At 59.6% G+C, this 18,384-nt stretch carries 10 protein-coding genes and 2 pseudogenes; 6 read left to right on the top strand and 6 right to left on the bottom strand.

Going from position 1 to position 18,384, the window contains the following annotated elements; translation table 11 throughout:
- Positions 1–499: 499 nt before the first annotated feature.
- The 5 genes and pseudogenes from BWP39_RS32690 to BWP39_RS23980 form a co-directional block, all read left to right on the top strand.
- Positions 500–736: pseudogene (locus BWP39_RS32690) on the top strand (ESPR domain-containing protein); the annotation flags it as partial.
- Between the two features lie 6 nt (positions 737–742).
- Positions 743–4,141, top strand: a pseudogene (locus tag BWP39_RS31565) (beta strand repeat-containing protein); the annotation flags it as partial.
- A gap of 189 nt (positions 4,142–4,330) precedes the next feature.
- Positions 4,331–5,173 carry a YadA family autotransporter adhesin gene (locus tag BWP39_RS32685; RefSeq protein ID WP_456238526.1) on the top strand — a complete coding sequence of 281 codons (843 nt, stop codon included), beginning with the start codon at positions 4,331–4,333 and terminating at the stop codon, positions 5,171–5,173.
- A 64-nt stretch (positions 5,174–5,237) separates the two neighbouring features.
- Positions 5,238–5,543, top strand: a complete 306-nt coding sequence (locus tag BWP39_RS23985) for an H-NS histone family protein (protein ID WP_096726137.1) — start codon at positions 5,238–5,240, stop codon at positions 5,541–5,543.
- Positions 5,540–6,487 carry an FkbM family methyltransferase gene (locus BWP39_RS23980; RefSeq protein ID WP_207557068.1) on the top strand — a complete coding sequence of 316 codons (948 nt, stop codon included), beginning with the start codon at positions 5,540–5,542 and terminating at the stop codon, positions 6,485–6,487. The genes BWP39_RS23985 and BWP39_RS23980 overlap by 4 nt, the downstream gene beginning before the upstream one ends.
- 128 nt (positions 6,488–6,615) lie before the next feature.
- Here the strand turns inward: BWP39_RS23980 and BWP39_RS23975 are convergent, their stop codons facing one another.
- The 6 genes from BWP39_RS23975 to BWP39_RS23950 all read right to left on the bottom strand — a co-directional run bounded on the left by BWP39_RS23975 (position 6,616) and on the right by BWP39_RS23950 (position 17,311).
- On the bottom strand, positions 6,616–8,568 hold the full coding sequence (locus tag BWP39_RS23975) for a S53 family peptidase (RefSeq protein ID WP_096724726.1): 1,953 nt from the start codon (positions 8,566–8,568) through the stop codon (positions 6,616–6,618).
- Positions 8,569–9,313: 745 nt separating this feature from the next.
- A complete protein-coding gene (locus BWP39_RS23970) occupies positions 9,314–10,129 on the bottom strand; it encodes a sulfotransferase family protein (protein ID WP_096724724.1) in 816 nt (271 codons plus the stop codon).
- An 87-nt stretch (positions 10,130–10,216) separates the two neighbouring features.
- The gene (locus BWP39_RS23965) at positions 10,217–12,838 is read right to left on the bottom strand and encodes a phosphocholine-specific phospholipase C (RefSeq protein ID WP_096724722.1); all 2,622 of its coding nucleotides are present in this window, start codon (positions 12,836–12,838) and stop codon (positions 10,217–10,219) included.
- A gap of 62 nt (positions 12,839–12,900) precedes the next feature.
- Complete coding sequence (locus BWP39_RS23960) at positions 12,901–14,919, bottom strand: phosphocholine-specific phospholipase C (RefSeq protein ID WP_096724720.1); 2,019 nt, start codon at positions 14,917–14,919, stop codon at positions 12,901–12,903.
- A 71-nt stretch (positions 14,920–14,990) separates the two neighbouring features.
- Positions 14,991–15,242: a hypothetical protein gene (locus tag BWP39_RS23955; protein ID WP_096724719.1), complete on the bottom strand. Its 252-nt coding sequence runs from the start codon at positions 15,240–15,242 to the stop codon at positions 14,991–14,993.
- A complete protein-coding gene (locus BWP39_RS23950; protein WP_096724717.1) occupies positions 15,242–17,311 on the bottom strand; it encodes a LamG-like jellyroll fold domain-containing protein in 2,070 nt (689 codons plus the stop codon). Before BWP39_RS23950 ends, BWP39_RS23955 begins: the two co-directional genes overlap by 1 nt.
- Before the next feature lie 206 nt (positions 17,312–17,517).
- Here BWP39_RS23950 and BWP39_RS23945 point away from each other — a divergent pair, with 206 nt between their 5' ends.
- On the top strand, positions 17,518–18,294 hold the full coding sequence (locus tag BWP39_RS23945; protein WP_096724715.1) for a hypothetical protein: 777 nt from the start codon (positions 17,518–17,520) through the stop codon (positions 18,292–18,294).
- The last annotated feature ends 90 nt before the right edge of the window (positions 18,295–18,384 follow it).

Raw genomic sequence — 18,384 nt, 5'->3', positions numbered from 1 at the left:
TCTTGCAGTTTCTAACACTGCCCTCTCACTTTTGGGAGTGGTCTTATTTCCGGCATGAGCGGTGATCGGTAAATTTCTGCTTGCGGCTGGATGAGATCGGTGCCGCTCCGCTGTTGTGTCAGTCCGGTGGTAACGAAATACGACCCGGGCGATTCGTTAGCTGGATTCCCTGCTGGATGAATTTAAGTGTGAATGGCGCGCTGATTCAGGCATGCGCCGATCACAAGCGCTTCGTGCCAAAGAAACGAAGTAACGACGACGTACACCGCTCGATCACCCATCGTGGTTGCTTCGCAAGAGCAAAGGCGTAGAGCGCGCTCCGTCAACACAAGATCTGCTGGGCCGCACGTGAAGCGTACTTCAGCAGCCTGTTGGGTGCTACGACTGGACACGATGCGACGAGAAGGAAAAGACCGCGCCAAGGGTATTGCGATTTTAGATCGATAGATTGACGCGCGATCTGGGCGCCCGAAAGGATATTCACCATCTAGGAGTGGAAATGAATCGAGCATATCGAAGCGTATGGAATGAATCGCTTGGCGCCTGGACTGCCGTGTCGGAAATTGCTTCGGCGAGAGGCAAGCCGAATAAGTCTGCGATTGTTCAGGCTGTGACGGCTGCGGTGTTGATTGTTGGGGGGTATGCGGGTACTGCAGAGGCTCAATACCTTGCGGGGGGAGGGCTTGCGCCGATTAGTGCGACTAATGCGGTTGCGATTGGAGCTGGTTCGTCAGCGTCCGGAGTGGCGGCGACCGCCATTGGAAATCTAGCGACAGCGTCCGGAGGTGCCGCGACTGCTCTTGGGAGCGCCGCGAGAGCACTCGCCACTCAGTCGACTGCCCTTGGAGCCGGCGCGACAGCGTCAGTAGCGAACTCGACCGCCCTTGGGAATCTCGCGAAAGCGCTCGGAACGCGGTCGACTGCGCTCGGAAACGAGACGACAGCGTCCGGAGGTTTCTCGACTGCCCTTGGAGACGAGGTGACAGCGTCTGGGGTTCAGTCGATTGGCCTTGGGAAATCCGCGACTGCGGCTGGAGTTTCCGCGATTGCCGTTGGATATAAGACGACAGCATCTCAAGGTGGTTCGTTTGCCTTTGGAAGCCAGGCGACAGCGTCCGCAGAATTCTCGGCTGCCCTCGGAAGCAACACGACAGCGTCCGGAGCTAACTCAGCTGCCTTTGGGGCTAGCGCAATTGCGTCCGCAAACTCCTCGCTCGCCCTTGGGACTTTCGCGGCAGCGACCAACGCAAGCTCAGTTGCCGTTGGCCCCATAGCGGCAGCATCCGGAAATCGGTCGACTGCTCTTGGGCGACAGGCGGTAGCGTCCAAAGATTTCTCGACTGCCCTCGGGAGCGAGGCGACCGCGTCCGGAACCTGGTCGACTGCCGTTGGACAGCTGGCGGTAGCGTCCCAAGATGCCTCGATTGCCTTCGGGAGCGAGGCGACCGCGTCCGGAACCCGGTCGACTGCCATTGGAAATAAGGCGATAGCGTCCGAAGACTTCTCGACTGCCCTTGGAGTCAACGCGATTGCGTCTCAAAGTGGTTCGGCCGCCCTTGGAGGCAATGCGATTGCGTCCGGAATTGCCTCGGCCGCCCTTGGAGCCAACGCTACCGCGTCTCAAAGTGCTTCGACTGCCCTTGGAAACAGTGCGAGAGCTTCCGGATTTGCATCGACGGCTCTTGGACGCAGTGCGATAGCGTCCGGAGCTAATTCGGTTGCACTGGGCAATGGGGCTGAGGCGTTAGCAAAGGGTGCCAGTGCCCTTGGCGATTCGGCGACAGCGTCCGCATCTTGGGCAAGCGCTCATGGAAACAACGCGACAGCATCCGGAACATTCGCTACCGCTATCGGGTTTTCGTCGATAGCGTCCACAACCTCTGCTGCGCTTGGCGCTGGGGCGCAAGCGTTAGGAGAATCCTCTGTTGCCCTCGGATTTGCTGCAGCGGCCACCGCTGCATCCTCGGTGGCATTGGGCGCCGACGCGGTCGCCGAGGAGCGCAACTCCGTAGCGCTCGGAAACGGTTCGCGCACGGCGGAGTTCAGCGCCATTTCGGAGGGAGTGGTCGGAGGGCAGCGCTACCAGTTCGCTGGAAGCACCCCTACGGGAGTGGTATCGGTGGGCGCTGCGGGCCTCGAACGCCAGATCACAAACGTAGCCGCGGGCCGAATCACGGCAAGCAGCACCGATGCGATCAATGGCTCGCAGCTATTTGCGACCAATACGGCGGTCAACTCGCTGTCGACCGGCCTGGACACGACCAACAGCAACGTGGCTTCGCTGTCGACGTCAACTTCTACAGGTATCAGCACCGCGCAAAGCGGTGTCAACTCGCTGTCGACTGGACTGTCGGCGACCAATAGCAATGTTGCTTCACTGTCTACTTCGACGCTGGCAGGGCTCGGCTCACTGTCGACTGGTCTTGGCTCGCTGTCGACCTCGGCTTCCACCGGTATCAGCACCGCACAAAGCGGTGTCAACTCGTTGTCGACCGGACTCCGCTCGCTGTCGACGGGCCTGGACACGACCAACAGTAATGTCGCTTCGTTGTCGACGACGACGTCGACCGGTCTTGGCTCGCTGTCGACCTCAGCTTCCACCGGTATCAGTACCGTCCAAAGCGGTGTCAATTCGTTGTCGACCGGCCTCGGCTCGTTGTCGACGGGTCTGGACACGACCAACAGTAATGTCGCTTCGTTGTCGACGACGACTTCGGCTGGTCTCAGCTCGTTGTCGACCTCGGCTTCTACAGGTATCAGCACCGCGCAAAGTGGCGTCAACTCACTGTCGACCGGACTGTCGGAGACCAACAGCAATGTCGCGTCACTGTCTACCTCGACGTTGGCAGGGATCGGCTCATTGTCGACGGGTCTGAACGCAACCAATAGCAATGTTGCTTCGTTGTCGACGACGACGTCGACCGGACTCAACTCGCTTTCGACCGGACTGAACGCCACCAACGACAATGTCGCATCGCTGTCGACCTCGGCTTCCACCGGTATCAGCACCGCGCAAAGCGGTGTCAACTCACTGTCGACCGGACTGTCGGAGACCAATAGCAATCTCGCTTCGCTGTCGACCGGCGTTGCCAACTCGACAACGGGGCTTAGCTCACTATCAACGGGTCTGGACACCATCAACAGCAATGTCGCCTCGCTGTCGACGGGTGTAGCCAACTCCGTCCAGTATGACGACGCAGACCATACCAAGGTTACATTGGGTGGCACCAGTTCCACTACACCTGTGGTCGTGACCAATGTGGCCGATGGCGTCAATGCAACTGATGCGGTTAACTATCAGCAATTGACGTCGCTATCGACCTCGGCTTCTACCGGTATCAGCACCGCACAAAGCGGTGTCAACTCGCTGTCGACTGGACTCAGCTCACTGTCGACCGGACTGGATACAACCAACAGCAATGTCGCATCGCTGTCGACGACGACCTCGACTGGTCTTAACTCACTGTCGACGGGACTGGACACGACCAACAGCAATGTGGCTTCGCTGTCGACGACGACCTCGACTGGTCTCAACTCACTGTCGACGGGTCTGGACACGACTAACAGCAACGTAGCTTCGCTGTCGACAACGACCTCGACTGGCCTCAGCTCGCTGTCGACGGGTCTGGACACGACCAACAGCAATGTGGCTTCGCTGTCGACGACGACGTCGACCGGCCTCAGTTCGCTGTCGACGGGTTTGGACACGACCAACAGCAATGTCGCTTTGCTGTCGACGACGACCTCGACCGGCTTGAACTCGCTGTCAACGGGTCTGGACACGACCAACGGCAATGTTGCTTCGCTGTCGACGACGACCTCGACCGGCTTGAACTCGCTGTCAACGGGTCTGGACACGACCAACAGCAATGTTGCTTCGCTGTCGACAACGACCTCGACCGGCCTCAGCTCGCTATCGACGGGGCTGGACACGACTAACAGCAATGTCGCATCGTTGTCGACGACGACCTCGACCGGCCTCAGCTCACTGTCGACCGGGCTGGACACGACCAACAGCAACGTGGCTTCGCTGTCGACAACAACCTCGACCGGCCTCAGCTCACTGTCGACGGGTCTGGACACAACCAACAGCAACGTCGCATCACTCTCGACAGGTCTGGATACCACCAACAACAACGTCGCATCGTTGTCCACCACAACCTCGACCGGACTAGGTTCACTGTCGACCGGTCTGAACACGACCAACAACAACGTAGCATCGCTGTCGACAAGCCTGGACACAACCAACAGCAATGTCGCTGCACTTTCCACCTCGACGTCGACGGGCCTCGGTTCACTGTCGACCAGCCTGGACAGCACGAACAACAATATGGCATCGCTGTCTACCTCGACATCCACAGGTATCAGTAAGGTACAAAATGATGTCGATGCGTTGTCAACCGAACTGTCGACAACCAGCAGCAACGTAGCGTCGCTGTCGACAGGTCTGGACGCCGCCAACAACGATATCGCTTCGCTGTCCACCTCGACGTCGGCAGGACTCGACTCCCTGTCGACTGGCCTGAATAACACCAACAACGATGTCGCCGCGCTGTCGAATGCGCTTGCCAACAACAATGAAAAGTTCGGCAACTCAACAGGAGAAAACAGCAGCACGCTCGGGAAGAACTCCGTTGCATCGGCGCCCAATAGCACGGCACTCGGTGAAAGCGCAAAAGCAACCGGGGCTAACAGCACGGCGATTGGTCAGAATTCGTCCGTATCAGCCAACGACGGAACCGCGCTCGGCGCAAACGCCTCCGTGACAGCACCAAACGCTGTCGCGTTGGGAAGTGGTTCGGTTGCCGATCAAGCCAATACCGTCTCGGTGGGGGCGCCCGGCAACGAGCGGCGGATCACGAACGTTGCGCCTGGCATCAATCGAACCGATGCCGTCAACATGGGGCAGTTGAATGCCGTGCAGGACCAGGTGAGCAGCGTCACACGTAAAGCGTATTCGGGTGTCGCCGCCGCGACTGCACTGGCGATGATTCCAGGCGTAGATCCAGGTAAGACGGTGTCTGTGGGAGTCGGGACCGGCGTCTACCAGGGCTACGCCGCGCTTGCCATCGGATTTACTGCTCGCGTCACGGGCAACATTAACGTGAGAGGGGGCGTGAGTTCGAGCGCAGCAGGTAGCGTGTACGGAGCGGGCGCTTCCTATCAGTGGTAAGTGGCACTGCGTACATGAGCTAGGTGAGTCATGTACGCACGTATCGAAATAGCCGGAGCGAATGATGGAAAAACTGAGCGGACTGAAGCTCGAGTTGAAAAAACTCGAGTCTGAAATAGATCTGGCGCGAGAGCGGGAGGCAAGGTTAATTGCTGAGCGTGTCCTGGCTTTGCTGGCGGAGTATGGCATTACCATCGACACCAACACCGACGCCCCGCGACGCGCACGACGTAAAGGAACCCGCGTGGCACCGAAATACTGGAACCCCAAGACGGGGGCAACCTGGTCCGGTCGCGGGCGAGCTCCGCTCTGGATCAGCGGGGAAGACAGGAGTCAGTTCCTGCTCCCGGATGCGCAAAAACTGGAATGAATGGCGTTCGCTCCACGGAGCAGGTCAGCGACGATGAACCGATTAAATTTGCAGCCACGGTCCACGCACCAATGAACAATCCGCCGATTAGTTCAATTGCCCCCGCTTGCGAGCCGAACCTGGTGATCGATGTCGCGCCGCCCTATGCACTGGTGCGATCGCGCCACGGGTTCATGCTGGCGAACCGCAACGACATTTACATCGGCCAGGCGCTGATCCGCTACGGCGAATATGGCGAGATCGAGACTCAATTTCTGTCGCAGATGGTTAGAGATGCGGGTGTCGTTGTCGAAGTCGGCGCGAACATCGGAGCGCACACGGTCCCGCTGGCAAAACTCGCCGCGGCCGCCGGCGCCGAGGTGATTGCATTTGAACCTCAGCCGTTTGTCTTCCAGAATCTGTGCGCAAACCTGGCATTGAACAGTATCGGCAATGTTCGCGCGTGGCCGGTCGCCTGCGGCCTCGAACCCGGCACAGTCTGGTTCCCGAGCCCGACTTACACGCAGCCAGGCAACTTCGGCGGTGTGTCGATGCAGTCCGAAGCAACATCGCCCGATCTCATATCAGTTCCGTGCGTTCGACTCGATGACGTGCTCGGCGATAGGCATGTTTCCTTGATCAAGCTCGATGTCGAAGGTTTTGAACTGGCAGCGCTGCAGGGCGCATGTCAGATATTGAAGCGCTCCCGGCCGACGCTGTACCTCGAAAACGATCGCGTAGAGAGATCGCAAGAACTGATCGAATGGTTATGGGCGCAAGGATACCGGTTGTGGTGGCACATATGCCCGCTATTCAATCCGCAGAGTTTCCTTGGCGAGGACGAGAACATCTATGGCAACCTGGCGTCCTTCAATATGTTCGCACTGCCTCGTGAGTCGGATATTGTCGTACAGGGATGGACGGAGATCACTGACGCAGGGCATCATCCGCTGCGCAGGAATTAGCGCGTTGTTGTAGCCATGATCCGTAAATAGAAACACCCCTTCGAAAAGGGGTGTTCAATACCACAAGCATCCTTCAGTACTTCAACCGTCCGCCCCACACCAGCAAGACAGACAGCACAGCCGAGCCATCACTTGTACGTCGCGCTCAGCTTCGTAAAGTCCAGGCTACCGAAGCCCGTGTCGTCATCCCAACCAGCCTTCGCGGCATAGCCCTTGCCACCGTAACCGTTGTTACCGGAGGTCACGTCATGAGTGTTCGACGCGTCCTTCACGAAGGTTTGATAGAAACCCGACGTAGGCAAGCCCAGGCTGTTTTTGTGAGCCGATTCAACACGCGCCCATCCACCGACGAAAATCGGTGAAGCCAGGCTCGTACCGCCAACCTGTTGTCCGGCCTGGCCGTTGATGACGATCAAGGCCCCCGTTCCAGAAGCCGCATCGAACGCGACGTCCGGCACCACGCGCTTGGTGACCGTCTTGCCTAATGCCGTGGTTTGCCACGTCGGCGCCGCTTCATACTGGCTCACACCGCCGCCCGTCGCCCAGATCCGTACGGAGTCGTCCACCGGGTCGCCGAACGCATCGGTATCGGCAAATGCCCAGCCTTCGTTCCACACGGTTTCGCCGGCCCACGTGGTCTTGTTCGTGGTCGACAGCGTCGTGCCGCCTACCGCAACGACGTACGGCGAACTCGCCGGCGACGACACGCTGTATTTCGACAGATTGATGGTCGTTTTCACCGTGCTGCCATCGCTGCTGGTACCGATGACGCCAGGCGCCCCTTGCGGCGAAGTCGACCATTGATACACACCCGCATCTCCCGACGACACCGAGAAGGTCTGACCTTGAGCGACAGCCTGCTTGAAGACCGCATCGTCGGCGGCAAGCGAGCCGTCCGAATTCGCCGACGCTTCGTCGAGCCCGAGCGAGACGTTGATCACCTTGGCGAGATTGTCGGTGACCGCTTTGTTGTAAGCGTCCGTCAAGGTCGCATCGGTCAGGCCGCTATCCTGGCTGTCGCCGTTGATCGCCGAATAGAAGATCAGCTGTTTGACACCGCCCGATGTCCCGATGATGTCCTGGCTGTCCAGATCCCATTCAGCCGGGTCTCCGTCGTCGGCCAGCGTGCCTTTGCCACCTGCGACCACCTTGGTGTTGACGGTCGCCAGCTTCGCATTCGTCGTAAAGGTCTTCAGATCGGCGATCGTCTGGGTCAGATCGCCCCAGGTAATGATGCCGACCGTGGTGTTGGTCGCAGCGGGCAGACCGGCCGCATCGTAGATCTTGGCGAAGTCAGTCGGCTGGTGGGCGACCTGGCTGCCTGCAGCCGCTTTGGCTTCGGTATTCACCTCAGCATTTGCGGTCGCCAGCGCAGCATTGGCCGGCACAAAACGGCGAATCAGGCGATGCGGCACGCCTGCGTTCTGCAAGCCGAGCACCGACTCCACGCTTGAACTCAGCGAGGCCGGAACCAGTGCCGCCGAATCGTTGGCGAAAACCTGCTTGCCGCGGTAGTTAAAGCGCTTCAGATTCGTGTGAAAACCGCTCTGTGCGTTATTGGCGTTGCCGTCCGCAGAGATCAGCTTGTTATTCTCGGACACCGAGATGTTCGAGAAACCGCTCGCTTTCAGGTGTTCGACGACGGCCTGGACCTGCGCATCGGTCGGTGCGAAACGAGCCTTGAATTGCTCCGGCGTCAGATACTGCTGGTAATTCGGGCTACCGGGTTGATTGACCTCGCGCAGGAACGTATCGAGCTGGGCGTCATTACGACCCTTCAGGACGACGGTCACGTGCAGGGGCTGGCTGATTTCGAGCGGCGTCACCAGGGTATTGGTGAGTTCATTCGCTGCATCGCCGAGTGCATAACCGGTGGCCGCAGAGGTAGAACGCGCTTCCGATTGTGCTACCGCGCCGGCCGGATGTGCCGCGGGCAACAGGAAGGCACCGGTCCGGGTCGCCACCCAGCTATCCGCTGCGTGCGCAGACATCGGCACCAGCGTTGCCGCAATAGCGAGGGGCAGCAGCGCCTTGGCGAAATTTCCGGAAAATGCACTATTGATACGCACAGCTTTCTTCATTGTTTCAACTCCAGGATGGTTGACGAAGAATCGACGTGCCGATACACCGCTACGGTGACGTAACGCGCATAAAGGGCATAGGAATTACTCAATCTCAGGAATAGCAACGACAAATACCCGGCGCCTCAACTCGACATAGGTGTTCTCTCCTGTTGAATATCGGTTGCCAGTTAAAAGATAAATCCTCTGACTGTCAGGACGACGAAAAGCAATTCACTACTTCTTATATCAACTCGTTTCTGTTTATCGAATCCAGCTTTGCATATGCGTAATGATGGACTTGATGGATAATCAAGCCAATGCGAAAAGCTTTCCCGAATACTGTCTATCCGATGGCGATGCTTGATGCATTGTTCTGTGTGCAAGCCTCGCCAGCAAGCGCGGCGATTGATAAACGGATGACCGATGAAATTGAGTGATTAAAAGATATAAGGCGAGAAACTTACTGTCAAACTTTTTTTGATGTAATTTGTAATTTATTGAAGTTTGATGTGCATTAAATGGAAAGCATTTTGTAATTAATGCGAAATCGCTGAAATGAATATCAGAAAAGCAGGTGAGTTTGTTAAATCCAGATCGCAAGGGCGAGTGTCGTTATTGCTATTGTCGAACGGGCTCGTATCGACGGATCTCGCGTTAACACCGATTCCGTTGCGATGCTGACGTAGCAACGTTGCATATCAACCAGGCCTGTTGTGCCAAACGGCCCTCGCAATCTCCATGGCGTGCAAGGAGAACGCGATGCCTAAACGATCACTACACCGCGCGGATTCATCTCCCGCTTGAGCCAGAAGTTCGCACCCGATACTTTCGTGTACAGATCGGGCGGAATGCAAGGCGGCCGGTCTTGATGCGCGACCTTCTGCCGGACTTTGTGCATGCCAGGCATGCCAAGTAGCGCGTCGTAATCGGGCTCGTCGTAGACGACGTTGTCGAAATCGTGCGGGAAGTCCGGTTCGCCGAGTGCTTCATAGAGGCGTTGCATGGTTCTACCGGGCTCGCGCGACAGATGCTCATACGGCACGACGATCAGCCGCTTCGCATCGTTACCGAACCACGCCTCGCGCAGATTGCTCCATGCAAGACCGATCAGACCGTTATCCGGATTCATCAACGTGTCCGAGCGCGCATAGACCGAGGCGCCAGGTTGAAGCCGGAATATCCGCGATAGTTGCAGCGGATTTTTCGCCAGCATCTGTTCGATGCTGTCGATAATCCAGGCCACGTCGCGCACGCAGCAGATCACACGCGACTGCGGATACAGTTCACCCAGCAATGGCAGGCGACCGGTCCAGGTACGATTGGTGTCGAACACGACCTGTTCTGACGGGCTGTCAGCGTAGTAGGTATCGAACACGCCGCGCAGCATGCGGGCGCGTTTTTCGTCGTCGAAGAAGGTACCGAACTCTGGGTCGCACATCTTTTGATGCATCGCGCCGCACAGCATGGCCACCGGGCTTGTCATTGCCGCTGTATAGCGCGGGTTCTGCCGCAGAAGCGCGCATAACAGCGTCGAGCCCGAACGCGGCAAACCGGAAATCAAATGCAGATGCTTGACCATGATATTTCTCTTCGAAACCACAACTTGATGATTCGCACCAGCACCAGCACCCGCAAGCCCGCTATCGAACGATCAACCTATCAAACGCTAAACCGAAAACGCAGTCGGACCCGCGAGCACCGTATAGCCGTTGTCGAAGAAATAGAACACGTTGTACTGCCCGGACGGCAGACCTGCGGTCAACAGCACGGCTGAACCCACACCGCGTGGAGCGTTCGTACGCAGCAGTTCGTTGCCGGCACCCGGTGTATCGGTTGCCTTGAACACACCGAACCAGTTCAACGGCCGGTGATTCCACGGCGGCGTGACGTAGTCCACCCGGAGCGTGCCGGCTGCGACAGGCTGCAGCGCAAACGATGGTTTGAACAACGTCGGGTTGCCGTTGGCAGGATCGGTCAAGAGTCCACCCGATTGCGCTTGCACACCGCCAGCGACGCGCCTCAACCACGCAGTGTCGCCGGCTATGCGAATGCTCACGTCATACCAGCCTGAACAGATCGTGCTGCCATTGAGCGTGTCCGACGAACCGAGCCACGTCACCGATTGTTCAGCCCCTGCAGCGACCGTTATCGCGACCGGCTTGTTCTGGTAATAGGCGTTGTCCGTCAACTGGAAGACACACGCCACGGTGCTGTTGCGGTTATCGAGCGTGATCTGCAGATTGGCACCCGCGACGTCATAACACACCGCGACTTCCGGCGCCTGCGCCAGTTGCCTCACGTTGTTGACGTTGCCGCGGAACTCGCGCAGAAAACCGTTCGGACCATGCACGGCCCAGTCGTACACACCGTCGCTGCCGATCGCCACCGGCGTAGCGTTGAGCGACTTGCCGGCTTCGATCGTGTAGTGATAGGTGGTTTGCGCATCCGCCATCGGCATCCAGTAAGCGATGAACGCGGCGCCGACCGATCCGGTATTGGCGAAGGTCATCGAGAACTGTCCGCTCGCCACCTGCGCGTGTACGAAGAATTCGTAGCCGAGTCGGCACGCGGTCCGCGTCGGCGGTCCAGGCAGCGCGGGGAAGGTCTGCGGCACTGGCACGGCGGCGCTCACGGTGCCGTTCTTGAACGTCGTCGTGGTATTGAGCGTGCCCGTCGCAGCCGATTGACTGAAGTCGAATGCCTCGGTCAGATCGCCGCACACAGCGCGACGCCAGTCCGAGATCAACGCGCACTTGCTGGCATCCGCGGATGCCAGTCCCTTCGCCGTCAACCATTGCTCGAGAAAGCGCAGCACCGAGCTGTGATCGGAAGTCTGCGAGCTGACCTTGCCGCCCTTCGTCCACGGCGAGATGATCAGCATCGGCACGCGCGGCCCAAGACCGACCGGCACCGAAGACATGTTCTCGGCCGCGCCCGCATCCGCCAGCGTCATCTGGCCGTAGTGCGCGCTGATCGGCGGAACGGGGGGCGGGACGTGATCGAAGTAACCGTCGTTCTCGTCGTACGTCAATATGAACGCCGTCTTCGAGAAGACGTCCGGATTTTCGTTCACGAGGATGTTCAGCAGCCGTGCCGTGAGCGACTCGCCGTCGCCGGGTGATGCGCTTGGATGCTCGCAGAATTTGACGGGTGCCACGATCCACGAAACGCGCGGCAGCCCCGGTTTGATCGTGCCAGGAGCCGGGTTATCAGGCTCCATACCTGCCGCAACGTCGCGCGCAAACTCTGCAACCAGCGCATCGCCAACATTAGCCGTCGGTGCCGCGAAAACGCGTCCGCGTTGATAAAGCGTCTGGAAATAGGGATCTTTTGATTTGTCGATCGTGGTCCCGGTGTTATCGATCCGGAAGTTCTTGAAGTACTGGAGATAGTTGTCCCCGTAGTTGTCGTCTTCCTGATAGAGCTTCCAGGTGATGCCGCTGTCCGACAGTGTCTCGGCATAGGTTTGCCAGTCCGCCACGCCCGCGGCCACCGCGGTCGCTCGCGCGGCGGGGCTCTGTCCATACATGGCGGGCGTGATCTTGCTGTTGTTATCGTCGGCGATGTCGGCGAAGTATCCACCGCTCTCGATGTTGTAGCTGTCCGGAAAGTTCATCGGCGGCGGACACGTGCCCGACCACAGATAAAACCGGTTCGGGTCCGTCGCGGAAAATACCGAGCAATGGTAGTCGTCGAAAATGGAAAACGCATTGGCGAGCGGGTAGTAAAACGGCAGCTCGTTGGCGGTCAGAAAGCCCATCGATTGCCGGCTTTTCGTCGGTACCCACGTGTCCCAGTTCTTCCACGTGTCCTGCGATTGCTTCCAGCTGTGATTCAGGTCGCTCATGTACTGGAACGCGACGTTGCCGGTCTTGTTCAACGCGAACGGCAATACATATTCGCTGGACTGGATGGTCCGGTTGGTCTGATACCAGCCCGAAGGTGTTGTCCACAGCGACACATCGATATGAGCGGAGAACGACCGCGAGCCCGGATTGGTGCCTTCCGCCTGGTACCACACGTAGTTGCCGCTCGGAATCGCGGTGGGCCGCGGATCGCCATATCCACGCACGCCTTTCATCGCGCCGTAGTAGTGATCGAACGAGCGGTTTTCCTGCATGAAGATAACGACGTGCTCGATGTCGGCGAGACCCGGTATTCCAGTCGGATTGCTGGCCGGTACCGCCAAAGCATTTTCAATCAGTCGAGGCCAGAACGAACCCGCTGCAACCGAGCCCAGCGTGGCGGCACCGAGGCGAAGGAAATTGCGTCTGTCTTTAGAGGTCATCGCTGTCGTCAGGTAAGAGGTGTCGTTGCTGCCGGTGGGACACACCGGCAGCCGCCGATGCGCTACGCGGCAGCCGGATCGCTGGTCAGATCGCTGCCACTTTCCAGTCGTCCGGCAAAGCGTCGCACGAACGCTGGCTGTGCGGCGACTGTGACGCTGAAGTCGTACCAGTTGGCGCTTGCCGATACGGGCCAGTTGGTATCCGCGGTGCTGCCGGCAGCTACGGTGAAGGTCCACGGCCCATCCGTGCGATACGCGTTCGATGTAACCGTGAACGTGCACGGTCCCTGTCCGCTATTCATCAGCGTCAGATACACCGCGCTATTGGCCACGTCGTAGCAGACGCGTACCTCGGGGTTCGCCGCGTTCACCGCGGCAGTCGCCGCTACATCGCCGGCAAACGCACGCAGGAAACCGTTCGCGCCGTGCAACGCGATGGCGTACTTCGTGCCAGTCAGCGCGGTGCCGCTCCAGCTATCGGAAAGCTGCGCGCCGGCATCGACTGCATAGCGGCGCGGCGGATTGGTCGCTGTCGCGAGGTCGTATGCCGAGAACGCCGCGCCAACGCTGCCGCCGTTGGCGACGATCAACCAGAACGTCGAAGTCGCCGGGTCGACACGTGCGCTCGCGTGGAACTCATACGGCAACGCGCGCGAAGGACGTGTGCCCGATTCCTGTCTGGGCATCGACTGGATGGCGGGCACGGTCGGGGCCGGTAGCGTACTGCACTGATTGTTGGCTTGCGCGACGTAGTCGCTGGTATCCGGTATCGCTGCTTTGGGCCACACAGCATCCGGATTCTTGAAGTTGAAGGCCGAGGTCAGATCGCCGCATATCGCACGACGCCACGGGCTGATGTTGGGACAGTGAACGCCAAAACGCTGCTCGATAAACTGGATCACCGAGGTGTGATCGAATACCTGCGAGCAAACGTACCCGCCTTTCGACCATGGCGAGATCATCATCATCGGCACGCGGAAGCCGAGGCCGATCGGCTGTCCGGCATAGAGTTCGCCCGTCGTGGACATCGTCGCCTGCGCAGGCGATGCGGGTGGCGTGGGCGGCGGGTCGTGGTCGAAGAAGCCACCCTGTTCATCGTAGTTCAGCAGGAAGACGGTTTTCGACCACACGTCCGGGTTGGAGACAAGCGCAGTGAGCAGGCGCGCGGTGAGATCTTCGCCGGCTGCGGGATGATAGTCGGGATGCTCTGACAGGGCGGCCGGCGCAACGATCCACGACACCTGCGGCAGCGTGCCTGCTGCGACGTCTGCGGCGAGTGCCTGAGCAAGATCGTTCACGACGGCAATGCCCTTCTGGTACAGCGGGCTCGTGGTCGGCGCCGTCTTGAAGGTCTGAAACCACGCAAAACCGTTATCGTCGAAGTTGTCCGACTGCTGATACACCTTCCAGCTGATGTTCGCCGCCTCGAGTGTTTCGGCAACCGTGGGCCAGCTGAAGCCCGGTGTCGGCTCGGTGTTATCGAGCGTCGGTCTTTGACCAACGGACAACCCGTTGCTGCCACTAAATAGATGCAGGCGATTCGGATTGGTCTGCGTGAACGTCGAACAGTGATACTGGTCGCAGATCGTGAACGCATCGGCGAGCGAATAGTAGAACGGCAGATCGGCGCGCGTGTAGTAGCTCATCCCCATGCTGGGAGCACGGGCGGAATTCCACGCGTTGTAGAGCCCGTGGTTCCACATCGCGATGTCGGTCGGATAGTCCATCGCAGCGGACACTTCGCACGTTGCGCTGGTCGTCAGCGTGTCCACGTGAAACGGCAGGATATAGCCGCCGTTGCTCGTCGGCTGCTTCCACACCGGGTCGCCGTTCGGCAGCGTGATTGCCATCCGGTCGTTGAAGCCGCGCACACCACGCAACATGCCGTAGTAGTGATCGAACGCACGGTTTTCCTGCATGAACACGATGATGTGCTGTACGTCGTTAAGCGTGCCGGTCGTGTTCGAGGCCGGTGTCGCCAGCGCATCGCGGATCACGGCAGGCATCATCGAGGCCGCGGCGGTCGCGCCGAGCGAGCCTGCGGCGAACTTCAGAAAGTTACGTCTTGGATTCGAAACCATCGGAGCACCTGTGGGGTTCGGGTATTACGAATTGCTCTGGGCTGTCCAGTTCTCGACTCGCGGCTTATGGCTTACGGCGCGCAGTGAAGGACCGCCTTCGTATTGGCCGGTGTCGATGCACCCGCAGGAGCCGATGCTCCAGCCGGCGTCGATGCGCCCTGAGCGGGCGGTGTCTGCGCCGACGATCCTGGTCCGGAGCCGCCGGACGGCGACTTCGAATCGCCGCCGCACGCGCTGAGCAGCACCGCCGACATACAGAGCATCGCTCCCAGCAAAACAGCAGAGCGCGCACGCGTAATAGCCATTGAATAGAAAGCGTTCATCAGTTCCCTCCGGATCCGGGTACGAGCGTCGACAGCGAATGTGTCGAAGCGCCGAGCGATAGAACCTGTGCCGAGGTCAGCACCTTGTTCCACATCGCGATGTCATTGAAGGTCATCGTGCCGAGGTTGCCGTAGCCGCGTGCGTAGTAGTTGCCCGTCGCGTCCTCGTTAAAACCGATGGTCGAATAGATGCCGGCAATCTTGCTCATGTCGAAGCCACTCATGCTGAGCGTGGCGGACTGCATGCCGTACGTCGGGTCGTAGATGTAGCCCACTGCGGTTTGCACGCTCGTATCGATGGTCATGGCAACGTAGACCCACGCGTTCTTCGTGAAATTGATTGCCGCGTCCGAGCGGCTCTTGCCGTCGGAGATATTGAATTTCAGCTGGCTGCCGCTTTCTTCTGCAATGTTGAAGCCGGGGTTGCCGCCCGACTCCCAGTTCTTGTTGCTGATCACCGGCGAGTCGCTCTGGCCGTCGTCGGAATAGAACCAGAAACCAAACGAAAACTGCGGTTTGTTGCTGACGTCGTCGGTGAGCTTCATGCCGTTCTCTGCGTTCGGCGTGCTGATCAGCGATGCAACCTGCAATGCGTTGAAGCCGAAGCTGTCGGGAACGAACGACGCAGTCGTCGTCGACGTCGCGTTGAACTGCGCGAGCGCCACACCCGGGGTGATCGCATCCGTAAGCCCCTTGTCGAACGAGAAGAAGTGGATCAGGCCAGAACCGAGCGTCGGATCCAGTACGACCGACTGAACGTAGTTGATCTGCGCGAGCGTGGATACTGCCGCACCGTTTGCGACCAGCGTGTAGTTGAACGAGTAAGCGCCACTGGTCGTTTTGCCGAGCTGGGTGTCGGCATACGACTGCGTGTTTCCTGGCAGCGTCGCGAGCAGCGTGCCATCGCGGTACAGCAGAAGTTGCGAGGGTGTGGTGGGTGGCAGGGCCCACGACAGATTCAGGCTCGCCTTGTCGCTGCCCGGTGTTGCCTGCAGCAGGCGAGGACCGATCTTGCCGATAAGCGACGTGCCATCGATTGCGTAGAGCGTTGGGTTTGCCACCGCGCCGAACCAGCTCAGTACGGTCGGCGTGATATCGGCCTGCGTCGCGCCTGCCTGCAGTTGCGCGAGCGTCGGCTTGGCGGCTATCGTTCCGGTCGACGCAGTGGTCGAGCCGACTGTGAGCGGCTGATTCGACGCGATGAAGGCCGTCTCGTTCGACAGCAGCGGAAGGCCGCTTTCGGAGCCGGTGGCGTCGAGCCCTTCATCGGTTGTCACGATGACGAGCCAGTTTTCGTTGACGCCGTTCTGCTTCTGACGCGCGGCGATCGCCGTCTGTAGCTGGCCGATTTCCTGATCCGCTGTGGCAAGCGCGCTCAGATAGCCAGCCTGTAGACCGGCGCTCTGCGCTGCGGCTGCCGGTCCACTCAGATTGGCGAAAATCAGATCGTCGTTGCCGGTCGAAATCGCCGCAGTCGCGGCCTTGACCACGCAGCTATCGACCCCCGCGCAATTGACCGATGCGTCGGCATCGCCGGATAGCAGCGCATCGAGCGTGCTCCAGCTCGAGATTTCAGCGGTACCTTGCGCGTTGGCCAGCTTCGCGAGCTTGAAGACGGTATCGGTGGCGATGGTCTGCGTCGCATCGTCTTGCCGCACGCCGTGCCGGTTGGCCCACGTGCCAGTCAACACGGTGGCCCAGCCGGGCCCCGCCAGCGTGGCCTGTTGCGTAGGCGTTCCCGCGATACCGCCGGCGAGCGCCGGCACGATGGCCATCTGCGCGAGATTGGGCGCCTGGTGCTGGGCAACCGTCTGTTGCAGCGCGCTGTACTGCACGCCCGATACGCCGATCACGAGCGCCTTCTGGCGAGCCTGACCGGTGGGTTGCGAGGTCGTACCGCCTGCTGGCGGTGTCGTCGTCGATGCGCCGCCGGGCGCGGTCTGGCCGACCTGACCTGACGGCGCCGATGCACCGATGTCTCCACCACAACCGCTGAGCAGGACAGCGCATGACAGCGGCCCTAAACTCGCGGTGATCCAGATAAAAACTTTTTGTAAGTGCCGGGACATCAAACGCTCCGATACGTTGTTCGCCGGTGATGGATCGCCCCGGCGCGAGAACCAGGACAAGTGGAAACATACACATCCACTGCAACAAATCACCACAAAATGCACAAAAACAACACAGATTTTGGCGACATGACAATGTCACAGTGGTTGGAGTAAGGATCGGTAAGCGCTTCCGGGAAGGCCGGTGAAATGCACAAGGAGAGGGGATGTCGATCGAAGATGGCTATGGCGACGACTGGATTCCGACGGCGACTCACGTCCGCGATTTTTCGTGCGATGCGGTGTTTCTGATCAACGACGGCCACTCGATCGGCACCGGCGGCGATCTGTCCGACGAGGAGCGGGAGCGTCTGAGCGAGCCGCTGCGCGAACTCGGTCTGCCGCAGCTGGCGCGCACCCATCTACCGACGCGCGATCTGCTGGATCGCGAAACGCATCTCGCGCGGTATTACGAGCAACTGATCGCGATTGCCGGTGCACGTGGAAGCACGCAAGAGATGCAGTCCGGCGGGTTTCCGTACTTCGCGGTCAAGCCCGCGTTTGTTTCCGCGGGACAGGACCTGACGAACTTCCTCTGGATCGATTGGGTTGCAGAGACCGCCGAGGTTTTGAAGGCGCTGGCGGACTTCGATCAGGGCGCACCGCGGGAGGTCTGGGACGACCTGGACCAGGGATGGGCGGTGCGTATCGTCTCGCGTGGCCCGATGACTTACGTGATCGAGTGGAACTGGGAGGACGATGAAGCGGTGCTGGCGGGCTACGCGTTCGCGACCGACGAACTCGCCCGGCAGGCGGCGGCTGCACACGAGCGCCTATCGATCATCCATCGACGGTTGATCGAACTGCTGGGCCACGATTACTGGACGTACGTACCACCTGCCGTGGAGGCGCGCGCGAAGATCACGCCGGCGGTAATCGGCAGGAAACTGCTTGCATCGATCGGGCTGCCGCGTGCGAAGCGTCGTGATCGTCAGGGCGGCTGAACCGGTGAACCGTTGAATCACGAAGACGCTTGCCGGGTTGACTGCACCCATCGATACACCATGCGAAACTACCGCTCACTCCCACCACTA

It is taken from the genome of Paraburkholderia acidicola (assembly GCF_002362315.1).
GTDB lineage: Bacteria > Pseudomonadota > Gammaproteobacteria > Burkholderiales > Burkholderiaceae > Paraburkholderia > Paraburkholderia acidicola.
This window is presented reverse-complemented; position numbering and strand designations above follow the sequence as displayed.